Genomic DNA, 17,320 nt, shown 5'->3' with positions numbered 1-17,320 from the left:
ATGATAGCGCTAACAACAGTTGGTTTCAAAACCAAGTCAGATTGTTGAAAGGCTAGGGGAGTGGAAATTGCCTTTCCGTTGTCCCGGCCACGCGCTAGGGAAGGCACGAAATGCACTGAACATTACAGGCTGCCCCATGACAGATGACACCGACCGCCCCGTGATCCGCCTGAAACCCAAGGCCAATGCGCGTGCCATTCGGCACGGCGCGCCGTGGGTCTATGATAACGAGCTGGTCACAGATCGCCGCACCAAAAAAATCGCAGCAGGCAGTATTGCAACGCTGGAAGATGCCGGGCGCGAGGTGATCGGCACCGTCGCAGTCACACCGGGTTCGCGCATTTTCGCGCGGATCTTGGATCGCGATCCGAACGCACAGATCGATGCTGATTGGCTGAGGGACAAGCTGCAAGCCGCGCTGGCGCATCGTGAACGGCTGTTCGCAGCCCCGTTCTATCGCCTGATTCACGCCGAGGCTGACGGCCTGCCGGGCGTCATCATTGATCGGTTCGGAGACACGGCGGTGGTGCAACCCAATGCGGCGTGGGCCGACGCGCTTCTGGATCAGCTGACCGAGGCTTTGGTGGACGTCACCGGGGTGACGACGGTTTTAAAAAATGCATCAGGCCGCGCGCGGCAATTGGAAGGGTTGGACGCAGAAAACGCGGTCCTGCGTGGTGCAGCCCCTGACGCGCCGGTCCATGTGCCAATGAATGGTGCGACCTATCTGGCCGACCTGACGGGCGGGCAGAAAACCGGGTTGTTCTATGACCAGCGCCCGAACCATGCCTTTGCAGCCGGCCTGTCGAAAGATGCACGTGTTCTGGACGTATTTTCGCATGTGGGCGGGTTCTCTTTGGCAGCTTTGGCTGGTGGGGCGTCGTCGGCAGTCGCTGTCGATGGCTCGGCTGCGGCGTTGGCACTGGCGGAAGGGGGCGCTGATGCGATGGGCGCGTCTGACCGTTTCGACACCCGGAAGGGTGACGCGTTTGACGTATTGACTGCGTTGAATGAAGAAGGTGCCCAGTTTGGCGTGGTCATTTGTGATCCGCCTGCCTTCGCCCCCTCGAAGAAAGCTTTGGAGCCGGGGTTGCGTGCGTATGAACGTATTGCCCGCCTGGCTGCGCCTTTGGTGGTCCCCGGAGGCTATCTGGGTCTGTGTTCGTGTTCACACGCCGCGACAATCGACAAGTTCCGCAATGCCTCGATCCGGGGGATCGGGCGGGCAGAGCGAAACAGCCAACTGATCCACACAGGCTTTGCCGGGGCTGATCATCCGATGCACCCGCAATTGGCTGAAAGCGGTTATCTGAAGTCGCTCTTCTTCCGGATCTTGCCGTGAAGGTTCTGATCGACGCCTGCGTTCTGTACCCGACCGTCATGCGCGAAATGGTACTGGGCGCGGCAAAACTGGGGCTGTTCACCCCGCTTTGGTCCCCACGTATTCTGGAAGAATGGGCGCGTGCGGCCGCGCGGTTTGGCCCTGATCAAGAGACTTTCGCACGCGGAGAGATCGCGCTTCTCAACGCCAATTGGCCAAAGGCAAGCATTCGTCCGCATGATGGCGTTGAAGCGCGCCTTTGGTTGCCGGATCAGAACGACATTCATGTATTGGCGGCAGCAATATCCGGCGGAGCGGATGTGCTGTTGACGCTTAACAACGCCGATTTCCCGCGCCACACGTTGGCGGAAGAAGGACTGCGCCGTGAAAGCCCGGATCTTTTTCTGCGGGGTTTTGTGGACAGTCATCCAGCTGACATGGTGATGCTGGCCGATCGCGTTCTGGATGAAGCTATTCGCCTGTCAGGCGATGACAGTTGGACCCTGCGCAAACTGATGAAGAAGGCGCGACTGCCCCGCTTGGGGAAGGCGTTGGAAAATCAGGCCTAAGCCCATTTTTCTTGGTTTTTCTCAATCGCAGCGATGCGATCAGCGGTTTTCGGGTGGCTCATCAGCCATGCAGGCATGACGCCACCGCGCCCCTTGGTCAACTCGTCCAGCTTGCCAAACAGGCTTTTCTGACCCTCGGCCCCGATCCCTGACTTGATAAGCAGGGCCGTGGCATAGGCGTCAGCTTCGTATTCGTCGCCGCGGCTAAGGCCTGCGGCCACCAGACGCGTCAGGATCCTTGCGATATAAACACCTGCGCCCGGCAGAATACGGGACAGCATCATTGTCAGCACAGTGCGCAAGGCATTCTGGCCAGAAAAATCAATCATCCGCTTGCGTGCGTGGCCAAGCGCAACATGACCCAGTTCATGCGCGATAACGCTGGACAGCTCTTCGGCGGTGACGCGTCCCTTCAGGTATTCCTCATAAAACCCACGCGTGATGAAGATCCGACCGTCGGGTGCAGCCAGCCCGTTGACGGGTTGGATTTCATAGATGTGTACCGGGATATCCGCCAGATCCAAGCTGGCTGCCATGCGATCCGTCAGTGCTTTTAATCTGGGGTCCGCCAGCCGGGTCGATTTTGCATCCAACTCGCGATGGGTGCGCCAGACCGAGAACCTGTAAAGGATCAGTCCATAAAGGATGGGCAGAAGGATCGGCAAAAGCTTGGTCATGCCCCCTATATGGGGCAGAAAACGTCGTGCGAAAAGGTGCGACAATCGGTTGGCTGTCGGGATGTGAACATCGTGTGTATTCCCGAGAGGCACTTGTAAGGAGCATCTCGTGACTAAGGCCCGATCAATTTGGATGTTTAGGAAAATCGCTTCCATCGAAGGGTGGAGCTATTTGCTGCTTCTGTTTGTCGCCATGCCTTTGAAATACTGGGCAGGTATGAGCGAAATTGTCCCAACGGTCGGGATGGCACATGGCTGGTTGTTCATTGCCTATATGGGGGCTTTGGTTGTTGCCTCATCCTATGGTGGGTTGTCGATGGCGCGGGTAAGCTGGGCTATTTTGGCCAGCCTGCTACCCTTCGGCACCTTCGTACATGACCCGTATTTGAAGCGCGAAGAACAGGTCGTCCGCAGGCAAGGGGCGGTTTAACGCCCCAGCTCTTTCATACCGCGTTCGATCCCGTCGATGGTCATTGGGACCATGCGCCCTTCAAAGATCTGGCTGATCATCTGAACCGACTGCGTATAGCGCCAGTGTTGCTCGGGAAGGGGGTTGATCCACATATGGTCGGGCCATTGTTCACGCGCGCGTTCCAGCCAGACTTGACCGGTTTCGTCGTTCCAATGTTCATTCGCACCACCGCGATAGGCGATTTCATAGGGCGACATCGAGGCGTCACCGACGAAGATACATTTATAGTCGGACCCATATGTGCGCAGCACGTCCCATGTGGGGATCTGCTCGGTCCAGCGGCGGGAGTTGTCGCGCCAGACACCTTCGTACAGGCAGTTGTGAAAATAGTAGTATTCCAGATGTTTAAACTCGGCTCGCGCGGCGGAAAACAGCTCTTCCACCACTTTGATATGTGGGTCCATGGATCCACCAACATCAAGAAATAACAATACCTTGACCGAGTTTCTTCGTTCAGGACGCGTTTTGACATCCAGATAGCCATGCTCGGCCGTGGCGCGGATGGTGCCGTCCAGATCCAGCTCGTCATGGGCGCCGTCACGGGCCCAGTTGCGCAGGCGTTTCAGGGCAACTTTGATGTTGCGGGTGCCCAGTTCAACCGAGTCGTCGAGGTTCTTGAATTCGCGCTTGTCCCAGACCTTCACCGCACGCTGATGACGCGACCGATCCTGCCCGATGCGCACGCCTTCGGGGTTATAGCCATAGGCCCCATAGGGCGAGGTGCCGGCGGTGCCAATCCACTTGTTGCCACCTTGGTGACGGCCTTCCTGTTCCTTCAGCCGTTCTTTCAACGTCTCCATCAGCTTATCGAAGCCGCCCAAGGCCTCAATCTCGGCCTTTTCTTCGGGGGTCATAAATTTCTCGGCCATTTTTTCTAGCCATTCCCGCGGGATGTCGACGGCCTCAAGCATCTGATCGGCGCTGATGGCCTCTAACCCTTCGAAACTGGCGGCAAACGCACGGTCGAATTTGTCAAGGTTCCGCTCGTCTTTCACCATCGCGGTGCGGGCAAGGTAATAGAACCCTTCGACATCATAAGTGACCAGCCCAGCCTTCATCGCTTCCAGAAAGGACAGGTATTCGCGCAGGGAAACCGGCACGTTTGCGGCGCGGAGATTTTCAAAGAAGGGTAGGAACATAGGCAGGCCTTATAGGCGGGTGAACGGGATGGTCAGGAAAATCGCAATCAACGCGAAACCAATCCCATAGACTGCACCATATTGCGTCATGTCCAAACGGTTCCCGCCGCGTTTTTTCGCACGTGTCGCGCCAAGTGCCGCGCCAAGAAGGAAAGCCACAATCACAACCATATTTGCATCCCCAGCCTGAGGCCCGAACCGGGCCGTTTTCTGCCTAACCGGGTGCGATGGCTGCGATTTCCTGAAGCCGTGCACCCACTTGGGCGTTCGAGCCGAAGCCATACCGTGCCCAGCCCAAACTGTCGAGCCGTACGCGCGCAGCGTCACTTTGGTGCCCTTGATGATCAAGCGCCTCGGCTTTGATCATCAAAAGCGTGGCCAGAAGGGCTGCGTTCTGTGCCTGTGTGACCGCTGGCACATGCCGGTCGATTGTTGCGATTGCTTGATCGGCGTGGCCAGCAGAAAGGGCATACGCCGCCAGCTGCACCCCCATATGTGCCGCATGAAGGTCGGTTCCCACGCGGTCACGATAGATCGCTTCAGCCTCTTGAAAGGCGGTGAACGCAGTGTGGCTGTTGGAGCGCATGTAAAGCCGACCCATTGCAAACAGGCTGAAGGCCATACGCGTATCCTGCCATCCGCGTTCACGCGCGATTGTGACGGCACGTTGCGCGGCCGCCTGACGTAGCCGGATCGGTTTTTCGCGTCCCAGCGCATCTGCGATGGCTTGTTTCCAAGGCGCGGGCGTAGCTGGTGTCATCCGAGGGGTGCCTGTCCCCCCCGCTGGGTTCAAACGCATCAGCAATGCGGGCAGGCGGTCTGCAACGTCGGCCCGGGATTGGCCGGATTTGATCTCGGGCGCGTAGAAGGCGCGCAATATCAACATATCGAATCCGGTGAGTACGGCGTGGAAATTGTCGTCATTGAAAACGCTGTTTTCTAGTCGGTACAAGTCGTTCACCGGGCCCAGTGCTTGGGCAATCTCTTCGTGCAGGCAGTCGCGCATTTCCTGAGGACTGACATCTGATGGGATGAACACGGCCATCTGCCTGCGTTGGCGCAGCTGCGCCCAGTCGGTGCGCGCAGTGCCACGGTTGCGTAAATAGTCGCTCCAACTTGTCACATTTGGCGCCACAAAACAGGCGGCGTGCGGGACCTGCCGTTGAAGCGCGCGCTTGGGGATCATTTCAACGGTGATATGGTTGCCCGAAGCCAACGTTCCGCGCTGAATGTCGATCCCGGCTTCTTGGCGCAAACGCTTGAGAAGCTGATCTAGATCGGCCTGCATCCGGGCCGGAGCTCGGCCCGATACACGGATTCCGATCGGGCCTTCAAAACGCGATAAAACGGGCAGGGGGCGTCCACTTTCCAGTTGAAACGCCAGATCCAGAAAATCACCCATAATCAAGCTGTTTGCGCGGATTGGGCCATGTGTTCGTGCGGCAGGAAACGCCTTCATCGCAGGTAGTGTACTGGGCAGACCGTCTCGTCTGCTGGTGACGTCGACTGCGCCTGCGCCGCGCTGAACAGCATTTCCGGGGGCGGCTGTGTGTGTGCTGGACACCGGCGCCATGCAGCTTGCCAACAAAATAATAACGGGGATCAAGACGGAAGAGCGATAAAGCCGCATGCAAGGCTCCTTTCACAACGGTCAGAGGCCACGCGCCAAGGCGGACCACCGCGGATGTGATGTGTCAGGAGAGGGCGAAGACGCCCAAATACATGCAAGCACCCGGTCGATCTGATATCAGATCGCCAGATTTTTCGCGTCTGGTCGACGCGATCCCTGACAGGCGAGGCCTGATCACACAGGGTCACGTTCGGAAGTAACAAGGATGCGCAGGGTGGGGTGGTTTCATGTCCCCCAATTCCCGCGCGTTTCACACTATGCAGCCTGCGACCGTCCCACCGGGCACACGGCACCACATTGGCGCGCCACGTTAATCTCCGAACGGAAATGCAGGCATTGTTTCCCATAACAATACAAACACACCGTTTTTATGCCCCCCCAGGCAATGAGTGAGCATAAGGGGCAGGTGTTGCCAGACCAAGGAAAACCCAGTGACTTTGGGGTATTCGGCGTGAGAAAAGTAATTTCTGTCAATATGTTGTGGGGGGGCGTTCACAGACATACTAGTTGATTTGTTGGGTGAGGGGCGTATTGATCTGAAAACTGCGAATCGCCTATGCCGCAGAAAGTCGCCCCAAAGCACGGGTTTCAGGTTGGCCGGAAGCGCGCTATCTTGTGGGGATGGGATATGACTATGACGTGCTCTACCGCGATACGCCGCAGGCGTTAGGGACGCCAAACACGCTTATTGCCAAGCAGTTTGATGCGTTTGATGGGCAGTCTCTTTCCATACTGGATATCGGGTGTGGTCAAGGGCGTGATGCCATAGACATCGCGCGCCGAGGACATCAGGTGCATGGGGTGGATATCTCGCCACATGGGATTAGCGATCTTGAGGCTGTCGCGAAAGCGGAGGGTTTGGCACTGACCGGCGAGGTCGCCGACTTGTTGGTATACCATCCGACCGCGCTGTTTGACGTGCTGATGAGCGACCGGACGCTACACATGATCGCCGCGCCAGATCGTCACGCACTTCTTTCGCGTTTGCTATCCAATATTCGCCTCACTGGTTGGGCGATCATCGTTGATGAGCCCTCGAACCTGAGTGGGATTATGCAGGTCTTTGATCAGGATAGCGCAAATTGGCGTGTCGAGCTTTCGACACGCGACACGCTTGTACTGCAGCTGGACTAAGGTCTAGCGCTGTCCACGTGCCATAAAGGCGAGCCGCTCGAACAGGTGTACATCTTGTTCGTTCTTCAAAAGCGCTCCATGCAGCGTTGGCAGTGCGCTGGCCCCATCGCGTTTCAGCTCGGCCGGGTCGATATCCTCGGCCAATAACAGCTTCAGCCAGTCCAAAACTTCTGAGGTCGAGGGCTTTTTCTTCAGCCCCGGCTGCTCTCGAATTTCATAGAATTGGGTTAGCGCTTCGGTCAGCAGGCGTGGCTTGATGCCGGGGTGGTGGACCTCGACGATCTTGGCCATCGTTTCCGCGTCCGGGAAGCGGATATAGTGGAAGAAGCAGCGACGCAGAAAGGCGTCGGGCAGCTCTTTTTCGTTGTTGGATGTGATGATGATGATCGGGCGATGCTTGGCGCGGATGGTTTCACCGGTCTCATAGACGTGAAACTCCATCTTATCCAGCTCTTGCAGCAGATCGTTCGGAAACTCGATATCCGCCTTGTCGATTTCGTCGATCAGCAGAACGACACGCTCGTCCGCGTCAAAGGCCTCCCAGAGCTTGCCGCGCTTGATGTAGTTCTTCACATCGTGAACACGTTCGTCGCCCAGCTGGCTGTCGCGCAGACGGCTAACCGCATCATATTCGTAAAGACCCTGTTGGGCCTTAGTAGTGGACTTGATGTTCCATTCAATCATCCGTGCGCCCAATGCGCTGGCGACCTGAAGCGCAAGCTCGGTCTTGCCCGTGCCGGGTTCGCCTTTGACCAGAAGCGGACGCTCCAAAGTAACGGCTGCGTTCACCGCGACTTTCAGGTCATCGGTGGCTACATAGCTGTCGGTTCCGTCAAAGCGATTGGTCATAACATCCCTCGGATCAAGTTCTTGTCTTGGATGGGGCCTAACTGTGCCTACGCCTTTTGGCAAGTATCAGGCCGTTTTGACGCTGCGATGCGGGGTGATTCACAGCATTCATATCGGCGGATAATCCTGCGAACATGACGCCGTGCTCTAAGAAGATGCAGCTATTGTTATGCGCTATCAGGGGCTTAAGGGTGGGTGCGGGAAAGCTTGTCGGGGTTAAGTTTTTCAGGCGTGACAATCCATGTTAGCGGGTGTACATCAGCGCCATAAGAAACCGGGCGTCCACTGGCGAATGGGTTCGACAGGAACTGCGATCCGGTAGAAGAGGGAGTTGGTATGAAAGCCGAGACTTTCCTGTCCGACGATTATCGGCCAGCCGAAGACGAACAGTTCATGAATGACAGGCAGCTGGAGTATTTCCGGCGCAAGCTTGAAGCTTGGAAAGCCGAGCTTCTGGATGAAAGCCGCCACACGATTGAGGGCCTGCAAGACGGCACGCGCAACATTCCCGACATTGCTGATCGCGCCTCGGAAGAGACGGATCGCGCGTTGGAGCTGCGCACCCGCGACCGTGCACGTAAACTGGTTTCCAAGATCGATCAGGCCCTGCGCCGGATTGATGAAGGTGAATATGGCTATTGCGAAGACACGGGCGAGCCAATTTCGCTGAAGCGTCTGGATGCGCGTCCGATCGCAACGCTAAGCCTTGAAGCACAAGAGCGTCATGAACGTCGCGAGAAAGTACACCGCGACGATTGATTTGGGTGCGCGTGCTGGCCGATTGGCCGCGCAATTTGTCGCGTACCTTTTGAAAAAGAACCATGTCATAAAGGCGGCGGGCTTTCCGTCGCCTTTGTTTTTGCGCAGATGACGCCCCGATGCCAGTTCAGCGCTTTAGGCGCGCAACAGGGACAGAGAAGCAGCATGATCAAAGATCAGCAGATCACCGTTTTGGGCGCCGGAATCGGAGGGCTGGCGGTGGCAACGGCGTTGGCCCAGCGCGGTGCTGTCGTTTCGGTCTTAGAACAGGCACCCGCCATTACCGAGGTCGGCGCGGGATTTCAGATCAGCCCAAACGGTGTTCGGGTGCTGGATGCGTTGGGTCTGGGCGCTAAGGCACGTGCTCATTCGGTTCGGGGCCAGGGTGTTTGGCTGCGCGACGGTGTGTCGGGGCACGGCGTGCTGGACATGAAATTTAACAAGCTGAAGCCGGACGACACGTTCTTGCTGTTTCACCGCGCGGATCTGCAGAAGATCCTTCTTGATGCAGCGCGTGAGGCTGGGGTGACGGTGACATGCGGTCAACGGGTTCAATCCGTACAGCCGGGCGCCGACGGAACCGAGGTCACGCTTGACGGGCAAGATCCCGTGAATATGGGGTTCGTGGTTGGGGCAGATGGGCTGCATTCGGTGATGCGGTCTGCGCTGAATGGTGCGGCAACACCAGAATTTACCGGGCAGGTGGCGTGGCGTGCGTTGGTGCCAGCCACGGGGCGCGAACAAAGCGAGGCAACGGTCTTTATGGGCCCGGGCCGTCACATGGTGACATATCCGTTGCGCGAAGGCAGCGTTGTCAACATCGTTGCCGTCGAAGAACGGCAGAACTGGGCGGCCGAGGGCTGGTTTCACAAAGATGACCCTGCCAACGTTCTTGCGGCTTTCTCGGGCTTTTGTGACGACGCTATGGCGCTGTTGGAACGCATAGACGAGGCGCATATTTGGGGCTTGTTCCTGCACCCGGTGGCCGAGCATTGGCATCAAGGGCAAGCGGTTTTGCTGGGCGACGCGGCCCATCCCACCTTGCCCTTCATGGCGCAGGGCGCGGTGATGGCGCTGGAAGATGCGTGGGTTCTGGCAGATTGTTTGGATCGCTTCGGGATCAAGCAAGGACCGGCGATATATCAGGACAAGCGCCGCCCGCGCACGGCCAAGATTGTGGCCGAAGCACATAAGAATGCGCGCAACTATCACTATTCCAACCCGCTGGTGCGCAGCGCTGGACACACGGCGATGCGGTTGGTTGGGCATTTAGCGCCGCAAGCTTTGATGCGGCGATACGATTGGATTTATGATTTTGATGTAACGACTTAGGGGCTAACCCTTAAGCAGTGTATCGATCTGTCCGCCAGAGATCCCTTGACCAAGCAGACTGAAATCTCCGCTTCCAAACATGTCCTGTGCCGCGTCAAAGATCGCGCGATGCGTCACGCGCACCAGCGCTGAGCCCAGCGAGATCCGGGCGACGCCTGCTTTGGCAAAATCAGCACGGCTATGCTGGGTGAATGGGCCTGCGGCCAGAGCATTTACCGGCAGATCTGTTGACGCGCAGATCGCCGCCTGATCTTCAAGCGTGCCGGGCAGAGGTGTGTAAAGACAATCGGCCCCTGCCTCTTCATACCCTTTCATTCGCGCCAGCGCCTCGTCCAGATCATATTGCCCGTTCATCACGCCATCCGCGCGGGCGACCAGTACGAAATCGCCCGGAAGGGCGCGGGCGACGGCGCTGGCCGCGCGGATCCGCTCGATAGCCAAGTCGCGGGCGTAAGGCGTTGCAGCGGGCAGGGCGGTATCTTCGATCGAGATGCCAGCCAACCCCGCCTCATAGGCCAGTTTCACGGTTTCGGCGCAGGTGTCTGGGTCATCTCCGAACCCATTTTCGAAATCACCCGAGACTGGGACATTGACCGCCGCCACCAGATCCTGCGCGTGGGACAAAGCCTCGTCGCGGGTCACATGGCCCATATCGGGGCGACCCAGCGTAAATGCATGCGCGGCCGAGGATGTCGCGATGGCCTCGGCTCCCAAGGCTGCCAGCATCTTGGCACTGCCAATGTCCCATGCATTGGCAAGGATGAACGGATTGCCCTTCTGGTGCAGGGCGCGAAAGGCGGTGCCGCGATTGGTGTCGGTCATGTTTTGTCTCCAGCTGTCAACGCGTTTGCAAATCGGATCAGACGCTCAACTGCGTCCAGAAAGCGATCATCGTTGATGGTCATGGCGATGCGGATATGGCCCGCGGCGGCGTGTCCGAAGCTTTCGCCGGGCATGACGGCGATGTGTTCCTCATCCAGCAGGCGCAGGGCGAATTCCTCGCCGGATAGGCCGGTGGCGCGGATGTCTGCCATCAGATACATCGCGCCGTCAGACGGGATCAGGCGGGCGGCCTCTTGGCCCGAGAAGAGCGGCGTTGCTGCGTCACGACGGCGGCGGAACGGGGCGGCGATTTCAGCCTCGAACCCTGGCCCTTGGCGCAGGGCAAAAAGGGCCGCGTCTTGAATGAATCCCGCGACGCCGTAGTTGGTGTTGATCGCCAGCGTCGCCAGATGGGCAATGGCCTCGTCCGGGCCGATGATCCAGCCAAGGCGGCTTCCCGTCATCGCGTGACTTTTCGACATCGAGCCAACGACCAGTGTGCGCTCGGCCATGCCGGGCAGGGCGCGAGGCGACAGGTGGGCGCCGTGCCACACCTGACTGTCATAGACCTCGTCCGAGATCAGCCACAGATCCTCATCCCGGCAGATTTCGGCCAGACCGTGCAGCGTGTCGTCGGAATAGATCACACCGGTTGGATTGTTTGGTGTGTTGATCAGTAGGCTTTTGGCCCCCTTGGCCGCATCGCGCACTGCGTCTAGATCAGGCTGGAACCCGTCGCGAGATCGCGCAGGCACCGCCACCGCTTTAGCCCCGACTGACCTGATCGTGCCGGGATAGGTGGCATAGTGTGGATCAATGAACAGCGCTGTGTCGCCATCATCGCAGGCAGCCATATGGGACGCAAACAGAGCGGCTTGCCCACCGGGCGTGATCAGCACGTTCTGGCGCGTGGTTGGCACGTGGGTGTGATCCTTGACCCGCTGGGCCACCGCGTCGCGCAGCGCGGGCGTGCCGGGAATATCCGCATAACCCGTATGGCCCCCGATGGCTGCATCATACATGGCGGTCAGGATTTTGGGGTCGGTGCGGATGTCATGTTCACCGATGGTCAGCTCGGTCACATCTATGCCAGCCGTGCGCATCTCGCGGGCTTTATAGAATACACCCCAGCCGTCATCGCCCCCGTCCAGAATACCGCGAATGCGGGTCGACAATTCCATCTGCGCCTCTCTGTGTTCACATTTGTTCTTGTCTAGAAGCCCACGGCGCAGGCGGATTGTCAAACCCCTGCGCATCGTTTGAATTGGGTGGTCTATGGAAAACAGGGCTTTTCGAGGCAGAAATATCACCTCACCCCTTTCCAAATGGCCCAACCCATGAGATAGGGACGTGCCAAACGAAAACTCCCAAGGAGAACGCTCATGGAGATTCGCGAGGCCCTTACCTTTGATGACGTCCTGCTGGTCCCGGCAGCCAGCAACGTGCTGCCCTCGACTGCGGATACGGCAACCCATGTGACCCGCTCGATCGCGCTAAACATACCGCTGCTCAGCTCGGCGATGGATACGGTGACCGAAGCGCGCATGGCTATTGCAATGGCGCAGGCTGGCGGCATGGGCGTGATCCACAAGAACCTGGATGCGGAAGAACAAGCCCGTCAGGTGCGTCGCGTGAAGCGTTTTGAAAGCGGGATCGTCTATAACCCCATTACGCTGACTGCGGATCAGACATTGGCAGACGCCAAGGCGCTTCAGGAACGGTATCGCGTCACGGGTTTCCCGGTTGTTGGTCCCGATGGCCATGTCGTGGGGATCGTGACCAACCGTGACATGCGTTTTGCCGAAAGCGATGACACGCCGGTCAGCGTTATGATGACCTCGGACAATCTGGCCATGTTGCAAGAGCCCGCCGAGTTGGAAGAGGCCAAAAGCCTGATGCGCGCGCGTCGGATTGAAAAGCTGCTGGTCACAGATGGCGAAGGCAAGCTGACGGGCCTTTTGACGCTGAAAGACACCGAGCAGGCCGTTCTGAACCCCACTGCGTGCAAGGATGATCTGGGCCGTCTGCGCGTCGCTGCTGCCAGCTCGGTTGGTGACAGCGGTTTTGCGCGGTCCGAGATGCTGATCGATGCGGGCGTGGACATCGTGGTGGTCGATACCGCCCACGGTCACTCGGAAGGCGTGATCGAAGCTGTGAAGCGTGTGAAGGCGCTGTCCAGCTCTGTTCAGGTGATTGCGGGCAACGTGGCCACTGGGGATGCTACGCGTGCGCTGATCGACGCGGGCGCGGATGCGGTGAAAGTGGGCATTGGCCCCGGTTCCATCTGCACCACGCGGATGGTGGCCGGCGTGGGTGTCCCTCAGCTGACGGCCATTTCGGATTGTGCCGAAGCCGCTGGTGGCATACCGGTCATCGCCGATGGAGGCATCAAGTTCTCTGGCGATTTCGCCAAAGCCATCGCGGCGGGCGCAAGCTGTGCTATGGTTGGCTCGATGATCGCAGGTACCGACGAAAGCCCGGGCGAGGTGATCCTGTATCAGGGCCGGTCATTCAAAGCCTATCGCGGCATGGGATCGCTTGGCGCGATGGCCCGTGGTTCGGCGGATCGCTATTTCCAGAAGGATGCGGCGTCTGACAAGCTGGTGCCGGAAGGGATTGAGGGGCAGGTGCCTTACAAAGGCCCCGCTGGCACCGTGATCCACCAACTGGTTGGCGGTCTGCGCGCGGCCATGGGCTATACTGGCTGTGCCACCGTGGACGAGATGCGTAAGAACTGCAAGTTCGTCAAAATTACGGGCGCAGGTCTGAAGGAAAGCCATGTGCATGACGTTCAGATCACCCGCGAAAGCCCGAACTATCGGATCGGCTAAGCCGGTGATGGGGATCCTGATATGACGCCCGGCGCGCGTGTGGCCGCTGCGATCGAAGTGCTGGACAGCTATCTGTCCGGCACACCGGTCGAGCAAGCTCTGACCGGCTGGGCACGCGGCCACCGTTTTGCGGGGTCAAAAGACCGTGCAGCCATTCGTGATCACGTCTTTGACGCGCTGCGTCGGCTGCGGTCCGCGCAAGCGCTTGGTGGCGGCACGGATGGGCGTGCGGTGATGATTGGGCTTCTGCGCGGGCAGGGGTTGGATCCCGCCGAGCTTTTCTCGGGCGAGGGGCACGCGCCCGCAAAGCTGAGCGATGCTGAGCTGGCCGTGAACGCCCAGATGTCGCGCGCCGAGGCGCTGGATTGCCCGGATTGGCTTTTACCCCAGTTCGATCGCAGTTTAGGGGCTGATGCAGATACCGTTCTGGGCAGTTTGCGCAGCCGGGCACCCGTGTTTGTCCGCGCCAATCTTGCGAAATGCACTCGCGAACAAGCCGCCTCGATTCTGGCCGAGGATGGGATCGAGGCGCAACTGTGTGAGCTGGCTGGCACTGCGCTTGAAATTGTGAAAAATCCGCGCAAAATCAAACTGTCACGCGCCTTTCTTGACGGGTATGTTGAGCTTCAAGATGCGGCCTCACAGGCGGTGATCGAGGCGCTGGATATTCAGCCCGGCATGCGTGTTCTGGATTATTGCGCAGGGGGCGGCGGCAAGGCATTGGCGATGGCCGCGCTTGGGGCCTATGTGACCGCGCATGATCTGTCGTGGGAGCGGATGAAAGACATCCCGGACCGCGCCGCACGGGCGGGTGTGAGCATTCAACGGGTCCGGAATTCAGATATGGTAGACTTGTCCGGTTTCGATTTGGTCTTGGCAGACGCGCCATGTTCGGGAAGTGGGTCTTGGCGACGTGCGCCACATGGAAAGTGGCTGCTGACGTCTGAAAAGCTGGAACAGATCTATGCAGCACAACGTGACATCCTGACTGCGATGCCGGATTTTGTGTGTTCTGGCGGGACGATGGCCTATGCGACCTGCTCGGTTTTGACGGACGAAAACAGTGCTCAAGTTCAGGCGTTTCTGTCAAGAAATGCAGGCTTTTCTTTGATAGCAGAACGCCAATTCACGCCGCGTGATGGTGGGGACGGTTTTTATATCGCCCAACTTACAAGCAGTTAGCGCTTGGCAAAAACTACCTAAGGTTGCTAACCTTCCTATATTAATCGGGCTTTAACCCTCTTCTTTCAGAAAAGAGGGCGATTCTGAGGAGGGTCAATCGTGCAGAGTACTGCCTTCACCTCGCACCCCTTTACACATGCCGCGCTTCGGCTCGCGCCGCGGACCCTTTCCCTGATGATGATCGGGGCCGTGCTTTTAGGGGCGTCTTGGTTTGTTTCGGCGCCGTCGCTTGGATTAGGACTTGTTGTCACCGGGCTGACCTTTGTGTGCCTGGCCGTGATCGTGCGGACATTGTCTGCCGTCCAGAACATGCGCCGTGAACGATTCAGGGGTGTGTTGACCGATTTGGCCGAAGACGACAGCACAGCAGTCGTCCTGACTGACCCGGACGGTGCAGTGATTTACCGCAACCGCGCCGCGGACCAATTGCTGGATACGACGGGTATCGACGCGCTGTCTTCACAGCTGTCCGATGTCTTCGCAGCGCCTGCCTCGGTTCTGTATCGTTTGCAGGGGCGCGCGCAGGCAAAAGGCACTGCGAGGGAAGAGGTCAATACGGCGCGTGGGCGCTTGCGTGTACAGGCTCATCTTGTGCGCAATGATGGCTTCCTTTGGCGAATTGATCAGCTTTCTCATGGTGGCGCGGGTGTACAGGTTGGTGAACATATCAGCCTTCCCATGATGACGGTGTCAAAGACCGGGACGGTTTTGTTCATGAATGAAGCCGCTCGAAATCTACTGGGTGGGCGTGAAACCACACTGGATCGCGTTTTCACTGAATTGCCCATTCAGCCCGGAACAATCATGCACGTGTCCGGCCGCGACGGTAAAGTTCCTGCGTTGGTATGCGAAATTCCAACCACTGCCGGACGGCGCGAGATCTATTTGTTGCCGCCCAGTTCAGCGCCCGAGCTGTCGTCAGAAGAATGGGCATTTATTGATGGACTGCCTGTTCCGTTGCTGAAATTAGATGTGGCTGGACGCATCACCATGGCCAACCGGCGTGCTCGCGACCTTTTAGGCGATTGCGACGCTATTGGCTCGCTGATGGCAGATCAGGTTGAAGGGTTGGGGCGACCTGTGTCCGAATGGCTGCGCGAGGCGCATTCAGGCCGCCATCTGGGCCGGTCCGAGATTGTCCGCGCAACCCGTCTGGACGAAGATGTGTTCATCCAGATTTCGCTTGCGCAGATCACCGAAGAAAACGGCACGGCACTGGTCGCGGTACTGCAAGATGCGACCGAACTGAAATCGCTTGAAGCCCAGTTCGTTCAAAGCCAGAAGATGGAGGCGATTGGCCAATTGGCGGGCGGCGTTGCACATGATTTCAATAACTTGCTAACTGCCATCTCAGGTCACTGCGATCTTCTTATGATGGGGCGGGATGAACAGGACCCTGCCTATTCCGACTTGTCTCAGATTATTCAGAACGCCAATCGTGCGGCGGCGTTGGTGCGCCAGCTTCTCGCATTCTCTCGCAAGCAAACATTGCGGCCCGAGAGCCTGCTGCTGACCGATTCCCTGTCCGATCTCACCCACCTGCTAAACCGTTTGGTGGGCGAGAAAATCTCGTTGCAGCTGGATCACGACGTTGCTCTGTTGCCCATTCGCGCTGATCGTCGACAGCTGGATCAGGTGATAATGAACCTGGTGGTAAATGCGCGCGACGCCATGCAGGACGGTGGGACAGTTCGCGTAGAGACCCGCAATGTGGTGTTGGAAAGCGCACTTCTACGGGATCGGGCCAGCGTGCCTGCCGGGGAATATGTCGCTATTCGGGTGATCGATCAGGGGACAGGCATTCCGGCGGACAAAATTGGCAAGATTTTCGAGCCGTTCTTTACTACGAAAAAAGCAGGCAAAGGCACCGGGTTGGGATTGTCCATGGCGTATGGAATCGTCAAGCAGATGGGGGGCTATATTTTTGTCGACTCGTTGTTGGATCAAGGTACGACATTCACGCTGTATTTTCCGGTCAGCCGTGACGAGGATACGCCATTTGAAGACGCCGAAGCGACAGATGCGCAGCCAGAAGATGCCCCGACTGCGTCAGATGCCGGCATTGATCCTGCTGGGCAAGAAGCGTCTACATTGTTGAAGACGGATGCGGCTTCGCTCGCGTCAAGCACCGGAATTCAGGTCTCAGACGCATCACAGATTGCGCCGGTCATCGCCCAACAGCATGAGGACGAAGGTGGTGGAGTCGTATTGTTGGTCGAGGATGAGGCGCCGGTGCGCGCTTTTGCGTCGCGCGCGCTCAGGATGCGTGGGTTTGCCGTTCTTGAAGCCGACTGCGCCGAGCAAGCCTTGCAGATTCTGGATGATACGGCTTTGAAGGTAGATGTGTTTGTTACGGATGTCATAATGCCCGGGATGGATGGTCCAACTTGGGTGGCCAAAGCACTTATTGATCGCCCCGATGTCAAAGTGGTCTTCGTATCGGGATATGCCGAGGATTCGGTTTCTGATCATCAGGCCCGCATTCCCAATTCTGTTTTCTTGCCGAAGCCGTTTTCTTTGACGGATTTAACGGCAACGGTGAACGAACAGATGCACTAATGGGTCTGGCGGGCCTGGTGAGTTGCTGCAGGTGTCAGATAAAA

General features: G+C 58.2%; 16 protein-coding genes. 9 read left to right on the top strand and 7 right to left on the bottom strand.

Going from position 1 to position 17,320, the window contains the following annotated elements:
- Positions 1-136 precede the first annotated feature (136 nt).
- Together FIL88_RS07050 and FIL88_RS07045 are read left to right on the top strand one after the other, a co-directional pair.
- On the top strand, positions 137-1,342 hold the full coding sequence (locus FIL88_RS07050; protein WP_142853054.1) for an RSP_2647 family RNA methyltransferase: 1,206 nt from the start codon (positions 137-139) through the stop codon (positions 1,340-1,342).
- Positions 1,339-1,890 (top strand): RSP_2648 family PIN domain-containing protein, encoded by a 552-nt coding sequence (locus tag FIL88_RS07045; RefSeq protein ID WP_142853053.1) that lies wholly within the window; start codon positions 1,339-1,341, stop codon positions 1,888-1,890. The genes FIL88_RS07050 and FIL88_RS07045 overlap by 4 nt, the downstream gene beginning before the upstream one ends.
- Here FIL88_RS07045 and FIL88_RS07040 read toward each other — a convergent pair.
- Entirely contained in the window at positions 1,887-2,567 is a 681-nt protein-coding gene (locus FIL88_RS07040) for a M48 family metallopeptidase (RefSeq protein WP_142853052.1), read from the bottom strand. The genes FIL88_RS07045 and FIL88_RS07040 overlap by 4 nt on opposite strands.
- Before the next feature lie 109 nt (positions 2,568-2,676).
- On the opposite strand from FIL88_RS07040, the gene FIL88_RS07035 reads away from it, so the two are divergent.
- Positions 2,677-2,997, top strand: coding sequence for a DUF3817 domain-containing protein (locus tag FIL88_RS07035; RefSeq protein WP_221931129.1), 321 nt, complete (start codon positions 2,677-2,679; stop codon positions 2,995-2,997).
- Here FIL88_RS07035 and FIL88_RS07030 read toward each other — a convergent pair.
- From FIL88_RS07030 to FIL88_RS07025, 3 genes are read right to left on the bottom strand one after another with little or no spacing between them, the layout of a single operon-like run.
- Entirely contained in the window at positions 2,994-4,178 is a 1,185-nt protein-coding gene (locus FIL88_RS07030; protein ID WP_142853051.1) for a vWA domain-containing protein, read from the bottom strand. The two genes, FIL88_RS07035 and FIL88_RS07030, sit on opposite strands and share 4 nt — an antisense overlap.
- Positions 4,179-4,187: 9 nt before the next feature.
- The gene (locus FIL88_RS16655; RefSeq protein ID WP_185960869.1) at positions 4,188-4,349 is read right to left on the bottom strand and encodes a hypothetical protein; all 162 of its coding nucleotides are present in this window, start codon (positions 4,347-4,349) and stop codon (positions 4,188-4,190) included.
- 43 nt (positions 4,350-4,392) lie between these two features.
- Positions 4,393-5,808: a DUF2927 domain-containing protein gene (locus tag FIL88_RS07025; protein WP_246066634.1), complete on the bottom strand. Its 1,416-nt coding sequence runs from the start codon at positions 5,806-5,808 to the stop codon at positions 4,393-4,395.
- Between the two features lie 621 nt (positions 5,809-6,429).
- Between FIL88_RS07025 and FIL88_RS07020 the strand changes: the two genes are divergently transcribed.
- Positions 6,430-6,942, top strand: coding sequence for a class I SAM-dependent methyltransferase (locus FIL88_RS07020; protein WP_142853050.1), 513 nt, complete (start codon positions 6,430-6,432; stop codon positions 6,940-6,942).
- Positions 6,943-6,945: 3 nt separating this feature from the next.
- On the opposite strand, the gene FIL88_RS07015 is transcribed toward FIL88_RS07020, so the two are convergent.
- A complete protein-coding gene (locus tag FIL88_RS07015) occupies positions 6,946-7,791 on the bottom strand; it encodes an AAA family ATPase (protein ID WP_142853049.1) in 846 nt (281 codons plus the stop codon).
- Between the two features lie 336 nt (positions 7,792-8,127).
- On the opposite strand from FIL88_RS07015, the gene dksA reads away from it, so the two are divergent.
- A complete protein-coding gene (dksA, locus tag FIL88_RS07010; protein WP_142853048.1) occupies positions 8,128-8,550 on the top strand; it encodes an RNA polymerase-binding protein DksA in 423 nt (140 codons plus the stop codon).
- A gap of 165 nt (positions 8,551-8,715) precedes the next feature.
- Positions 8,716-9,882 carry an FAD-dependent monooxygenase gene (locus FIL88_RS07005; RefSeq protein WP_142853047.1) on the top strand — a complete coding sequence of 389 codons (1,167 nt, stop codon included), beginning with the start codon at positions 8,716-8,718 and terminating at the stop codon, positions 9,880-9,882.
- Between the two features lie 3 nt (positions 9,883-9,885).
- Here the strand turns inward: FIL88_RS07005 and FIL88_RS07000 are convergent, their stop codons facing one another.
- On the bottom strand, positions 9,886-10,704 hold the full coding sequence (locus tag FIL88_RS07000; RefSeq protein WP_142853046.1) for an isocitrate lyase/PEP mutase family protein: 819 nt from the start codon (positions 10,702-10,704) through the stop codon (positions 9,886-9,888).
- A complete protein-coding gene (locus FIL88_RS06995; RefSeq protein WP_142853045.1) occupies positions 10,701-11,885 on the bottom strand; it encodes a pyridoxal phosphate-dependent aminotransferase in 1,185 nt (394 codons plus the stop codon). Before FIL88_RS06995 ends, FIL88_RS07000 begins: the two co-directional genes overlap by 4 nt.
- A 201-nt stretch (positions 11,886-12,086) precedes the next feature.
- On the opposite strand from FIL88_RS06995, the gene guaB reads away from it, so the two are divergent.
- The 3 genes from guaB (at position 12,087) to FIL88_RS06980 (ending at position 17,276) form a co-directional block, all read left to right on the top strand.
- Positions 12,087-13,535: an IMP dehydrogenase gene (guaB, locus tag FIL88_RS06990; RefSeq protein WP_142853044.1), complete on the top strand. Its 1,449-nt coding sequence runs from the start codon at positions 12,087-12,089 to the stop codon at positions 13,533-13,535.
- 21 nt (positions 13,536-13,556) lie between these two features.
- Positions 13,557-14,717, top strand: a complete 1,161-nt coding sequence (locus FIL88_RS06985) for an RsmB/NOP family class I SAM-dependent RNA methyltransferase (protein ID WP_142853043.1) — start codon at positions 13,557-13,559, stop codon at positions 14,715-14,717.
- A 174-nt stretch (positions 14,718-14,891) separates the two neighbouring features.
- The gene (locus FIL88_RS06980; protein ID WP_407642354.1) at positions 14,892-17,276 is read left to right on the top strand and encodes an ATP-binding response regulator; all 2,385 of its coding nucleotides are present in this window, start codon (positions 14,892-14,894) and stop codon (positions 17,274-17,276) included.
- Positions 17,277-17,320: the final 44 nt, after the last annotated feature.

Origin of the sequence: Aliiroseovarius halocynthiae (genome assembly GCF_007004645.1) — a bacterium.
GTDB lineage: Bacteria > Pseudomonadota > Alphaproteobacteria > Rhodobacterales > Rhodobacteraceae > Aliiroseovarius > Aliiroseovarius halocynthiae.
This window is presented reverse-complemented; position numbering and strand designations above follow the sequence as displayed.

Coding starts and splice junctions, on each gene's coding strand:
- FIL88_RS07050 (WP_142853054.1), top strand. CDS start 137: ATGACAGATGACACCGACCGCCCCGTGATCCGCCTGAAACCCAAGGCC.
- FIL88_RS07040 (WP_142853052.1), bottom strand. CDS start 2,567: ATGACCAAGCTTTTGCCGATCCTTCTGCCCATCCTTTATGGACTGATC.
- FIL88_RS07030 (WP_142853051.1), bottom strand. CDS start 4,178: ATGTTCCTACCCTTCTTTGAAAATCTCCGCGCCGCAAACGTGCCGGTT.
- FIL88_RS16655 (WP_185960869.1), bottom strand. CDS start 4,349: ATGGTTGTGATTGTGGCTTTCCTTCTTGGCGCGGCACTTGGCGCGACA.
- FIL88_RS07025 (WP_246066634.1), bottom strand. CDS start 5,808: ATGCGGCTTTATCGCTCTTCCGTCTTGATCCCCGTTATTATTTTGTTG.
- FIL88_RS07020 (WP_142853050.1), top strand. CDS start 6,430: ATGGGATATGACTATGACGTGCTCTACCGCGATACGCCGCAGGCGTTA.
- FIL88_RS07015 (WP_142853049.1), bottom strand. CDS start 7,791: ATGACCAATCGCTTTGACGGAACCGACAGCTATGTAGCCACCGATGAC.
- dksA (WP_142853048.1), top strand. CDS start 8,128: ATGAAAGCCGAGACTTTCCTGTCCGACGATTATCGGCCAGCCGAAGAC.
- FIL88_RS07005 (WP_142853047.1), top strand. CDS start 8,716: ATGATCAAAGATCAGCAGATCACCGTTTTGGGCGCCGGAATCGGAGGG.
- FIL88_RS07000 (WP_142853046.1), bottom strand. CDS start 10,704: ATGACCGACACCAATCGCGGCACCGCCTTTCGCGCCCTGCACCAGAAG.
- FIL88_RS06995 (WP_142853045.1), bottom strand. CDS start 11,885: ATGGAATTGTCGACCCGCATTCGCGGTATTCTGGACGGGGGCGATGAC.
- guaB (WP_142853044.1), top strand. CDS start 12,087: ATGGAGATTCGCGAGGCCCTTACCTTTGATGACGTCCTGCTGGTCCCG.
- FIL88_RS06985 (WP_142853043.1), top strand. CDS start 13,557: ATGACGCCCGGCGCGCGTGTGGCCGCTGCGATCGAAGTGCTGGACAGC.
- FIL88_RS06980 (WP_407642354.1), top strand. CDS start 14,892: ATGATGATCGGGGCCGTGCTTTTAGGGGCGTCTTGGTTTGTTTCGGCG.